At 62.0% G+C, this 4,091-nt stretch carries 3 protein-coding genes; 2 read left to right on the forward strand and 1 reads right to left on the reverse strand.

Going from position 1 to position 4,091, the window contains the following annotated elements; genetic code table 11:
- Positions 1-986, reverse strand: a 986-nt coding sequence (locus AC1D0Z_RS17060; protein ID WP_477659407.1) for an MFS transporter, incomplete at its 3' end; no start/stop codon positions are given.
- A 189-nt stretch (positions 987-1,175) separates the two neighbouring features.
- Between AC1D0Z_RS17060 and AC1D0Z_RS17065 the strand changes: the two genes are divergently transcribed.
- Both AC1D0Z_RS17065 and AC1D0Z_RS17070 read left to right on the forward strand, forming a co-directional pair.
- Positions 1,176-3,146, forward strand: coding sequence for a DNA topoisomerase IV subunit B (locus AC1D0Z_RS17065; protein WP_477659408.1), 1,971 nt, complete (start codon positions 1,176-1,178; stop codon positions 3,144-3,146).
- Positions 3,146-4,024, forward strand: coding sequence for a lytic transglycosylase domain-containing protein (locus AC1D0Z_RS17070; protein WP_477659409.1), 879 nt, complete (start codon positions 3,146-3,148; stop codon positions 4,022-4,024). The genes AC1D0Z_RS17065 and AC1D0Z_RS17070 overlap by 1 nt, the downstream gene beginning before the upstream one ends.
- Positions 4,025-4,091 lie beyond the last annotated feature (67 nt).

Below are 4,091 nucleotides of genomic sequence, written 5' to 3' on the forward strand. Positions count from 1 at the left end.
ACGGCGTTGGTTGGCGGGATGGTCGACAGCCACAGCAGGCCCATCAGGCTGGCGAAGATGTAAACGCTCAAGGGGCTCAGCGGCGCGGCCAGGAACACCGCAATGACAACCGCGCGCGAGAGATAAATCGTCGCCAGGATCTTGCGCTTGGCAATTTTCTGGCCCAGCGAGCCTGCAATATAGGTGCCGAACACATTAAAGAGGCCGATCAGCGCCAGCGCATAGCTGGCCACCTGGGGGGACAGGCCCTTGTCCTTGAGGTAGCTGGGCATGTGAACGCCGATGAACACCACCTGGAAGCCGCAGACAAAGTAGCCCGCCATCAGCAACTGAAAGCTCGGGTACTTGAAAGCCTCGCGCAGTGCCTGAAGGATGGTTTGCTCGCGCTTGGCGGGCTGCCCACCGGCGAAACCGCCTTCACGCAGGCCGAGTGCCAGCGGCGCGATCAGCAGCACTGCGCCGCTCAGTACCAGCAAAGCCTCTTTCCAGCCCAGGCTGCTGATCAGGAAGCCCTCGGTCGGGACCATCAGGAACTGGCCAAACGAGCCTGCCGCGGCGGCCACGCCCATGGCCCAGGAGCGCTTGTCGGCCGAAATGTTGCGCCCAATCACGCCGTAAATCACGGCGTACGTGGTTCCAGCCTGCGCGGCGCCAATCAGCACGCCGGCCGTCAGGGTGAACAGGAAACCGGTGGGCGAAAGGGCCATGCCCACCAGGCCCAGCGCGTAAAGGAGGGCGCCGCCCACGATGACGCGGAAAGCGCCAAAGCGGTCGGCCGCCATGCCGGCAAAGATGCCGAACACGCCCCAGGACAGGTTTTGCACCGCCAGCGCAAAGGCAAAGGTTTCCCGCGTCCAGCCCTGCGCCTGGGTGATGGGCTGCAGCCACAGGCCAAAGCCGTGGCGTATGCCCATGGACAGCGTGACGATGGTGGCGCCGCAGATCAGCACCTGCAGCATGGAGAGTTTTTTGGTGTCGGTGGTCATGAACAGGGCCGCCAAGCGGCGAAAAAAAGAAAAGCCTGGAGCGCAAACGAGCTATCTGCCGACTGTAACGAAAATGGCAAAACGCTGCCCGTGCCGCACTTCATTCGCCACCTCAAATCAGGTTGGCTGTATGTTTATACAGTGACTTTGCCGGCGCCGACTACAATTGCGGCAATTCTTTCATCTGCCATGGCTGACAAACTACCCACCGAATATTCCGAAGGCTCGATCCGCGTGCTCAAGGGCCTGGAGCCCGTGAAGCAGCGCCCGGGCATGTACACGCGCACCGACAACCCCTTGCACATCATCCAGGAGGTGCTGGACAACTCCGCCGACGAGGCCCTGGCCGGCCACGGCAAGAAGATCAAGGTCACGCTGCATGCCGACGGCTCGGTCAGCGTGGATGACGACGGCCGCGGTGTTCCTTTCGGCCTGCACCCTGAAGAAAAGGTGCCGGTCATCGAGATCGTCTATACGCGGCTGCACGCCGGCGGCAAGTTCGACAAGGGCAAGGGTGGCGCCTACAGCTTCTCCGGTGGCCTGCACGGCGTAGGCGTGAGCGTCACGAATGCCTTGTCCAAACGGCTGGAAGTCACCTCCCACCGGGAAGGCACGGTTGCCAGGCTGGTGTTCTCCGGCGGAGATGTCATCGAGAAGCTGCACCTGCGAAAAATCGGCGAAGGCGACCGCAAGACGGGCACCACCGTTCGCGCCTGGCCCGATGCCAAATACTTCGAATCGGCCGCGCTGCCCATGGCCGAGCTCACCCACCTGCTGCGCAGCAAGGCCGTGCTCATGCCCGGCGTCACCGTGACGCTGACCAACGAGAAAACCAAAGACACCCAAACCTGGCTCTACAAGGGCGGTCTGCGCGACTACCTGATGCAGACCCTGACGGGCGACCCGGTGATCCCGATGTTCGAGGGCGAAGGCTTTGCCGACGCTTCGCACGAGAGTTTTGCCGAGGGCGAGGGCGCGCAGTGGTGCGTGGCCTTCACCGAAGAAGGCCAGCCGGTGCGCGAAAGTTACGTCAACCTGATTCCCACCAGCGCCGGGGGTACGCATGAAAGTGGCCTGCGCGACGGCCTCTTCAATGCCGTCAAGAACTTTGTCGACCTGCATTCGCTGCTGCCCAAGGGCGTGAAGCTCTTGCCGGAAGACGTTTTTGCCCGTGCCAGCTATGTCCTGAGCGCCAAGGTGCTCGATCCGCAGTTCCAGGGCCAGATCAAGGAACGACTCAATTCACGCGACGCGGTACGGCTGGTGTCCAGCTTTGTACGCCCGACGCTGGAGCTCTGGCTCAACCAGCACGTCGATTACGGCCGCAAACTGGCCGAACTGGCTATCAAGGCCGCGCAGACGCGGCAGAAAGCCGGCCAGAAGGTCGAAAAACGCAAGGGCTCCGGTGTGGCCGTGCTGCCCGGCAAGCTGACCGACTGCGAAAGCCGCGATCTGGCGCACAACGAGGTTTTTTTGGTCGAGGGCGATTCGGCCGGCGGCAGCGCCAAGATGGGCCGCGACAAGGAAAGCCAGGCCATCCTGCCGCTGCGCGGCAAGGTGCTCAACACCTGGGAAGTCGAGCGCGACCGCCTGTTTGCCAACACCGAAATCCATGACATCGCCGTCGCCATCGGGGTGGACCCGCATGGCCCCAATGACACGCCGGACCTGAGCGGCCTGCGCTACGGCAAGGTTTGCATCCTGAGCGACGCCGATGTGGACGGCTCGCACATCCAGGTGCTGCTTTTGACCCTCTTTTTCCGCCACTTCCCCAAATTGATCGAATCGGGTAATGTCTATGTGGCCCGGCCGCCGCTGTTCCGGGTGGACGCGCCAGCCCGCGGCAAAAAACCGGCATCCAAGGTATATGCCCTGGATGAGGGCGAGTTGACCGCCATATTGGACAAGTTGCGCAAAGATGGCGTAAAAGAGGGCGCCTGGAGCATCAGCCGCTTCAAGGGCCTGGGCGAGATGAATGCGGAACAATTATGGGAAACCACACTCAATCCTGATACCCGCCGCCTGTTGCCCGTGCAACTGGGCAACCAGGATTTTCTGCAAACCGAGACGCTCATCACCAAGCTGATGGGCAAAGGCGAAGCTGCGGCGCGCCGCGAACTGATGGAGCTGCACGGTGACGCCGTGGAAATAGATATTTGATGAATCTTTTTTTAAAGCTGTCTTGCGCCTTGCCGCGCCTCGCACGCCTGTTGCGTGCGCCGGCATTGCCCTTCCTCGTTCTGGGGCTGGCAGCGCTGTTCGCGTCACCTGCCCGGGCTGACATCTGGGGCTACGTCGACAAGGACGGTATTGCGCACTTTTCGGCCGTGCGGCTCGATGACCGGTATGAGCTTTTTTTCCGCGGMGCAGAAAGCTTCAGCGCAGGCAGCAACGGCGCCAAAAGCGGCAAGGCTGTCGGCAATGGCGCCAACCAGGCCACCGGTATAGCCAACGCGCCGCCCAAGCTGCTGGCCTACTTTGACGTGTCGCCCAACTACAAGGCCGTCAAGCACCTGCTGCGTGAAGCTTCCGTCAAACACGGCATCGACTATGAGCTGCTGCAAGCCTTGATTGCCACAGAGTCCGGATTCAATTCCCAGGCTGTGTCGCCCAAGGGTGCGGTCGGGTTGATGCAACTGATTCCGCCCACAGCGGAGCGCTACGGCGTGCGGGCCACCAAGGACTCCACGGTCCACAAAAAGCTGACCGACCCCAAGACCAACATCCGGGCCGGCTCCAGCTACCTCAGCGACCTGATTGCCATGTTCCCTGGCCAGCTTGAGCTGGCAATCGCCGCGTACAACGCCGGTGAGGGCGCAGTGCAGCGCGCGGGTAACAAGATTCCCAATTACCCCGAAACCAAAAACTACGTCAAGACCGTGATGCAGCTTTATAACCACCTCAAGCCGCCCAGCATGATGGCGTCCGGCGGGCGCGTTCGCATGGAGATGATGGGCGGAGCTACGGGCCGCGGCAACATGGTGTCGCCCACGGTGGTGTCCACTGCCACGGCAGAGGCCCAGCCTGAGCCGTACTGAGGCCATGCACCTGGCGTTCTGCCGCAGGCAGTCTGAAGCGATTCCCCCCGTTTTCTTTTCATAATCC

It is taken from the genome of Polaromonas sp. P1_E3, assembly GCF_056405935.1.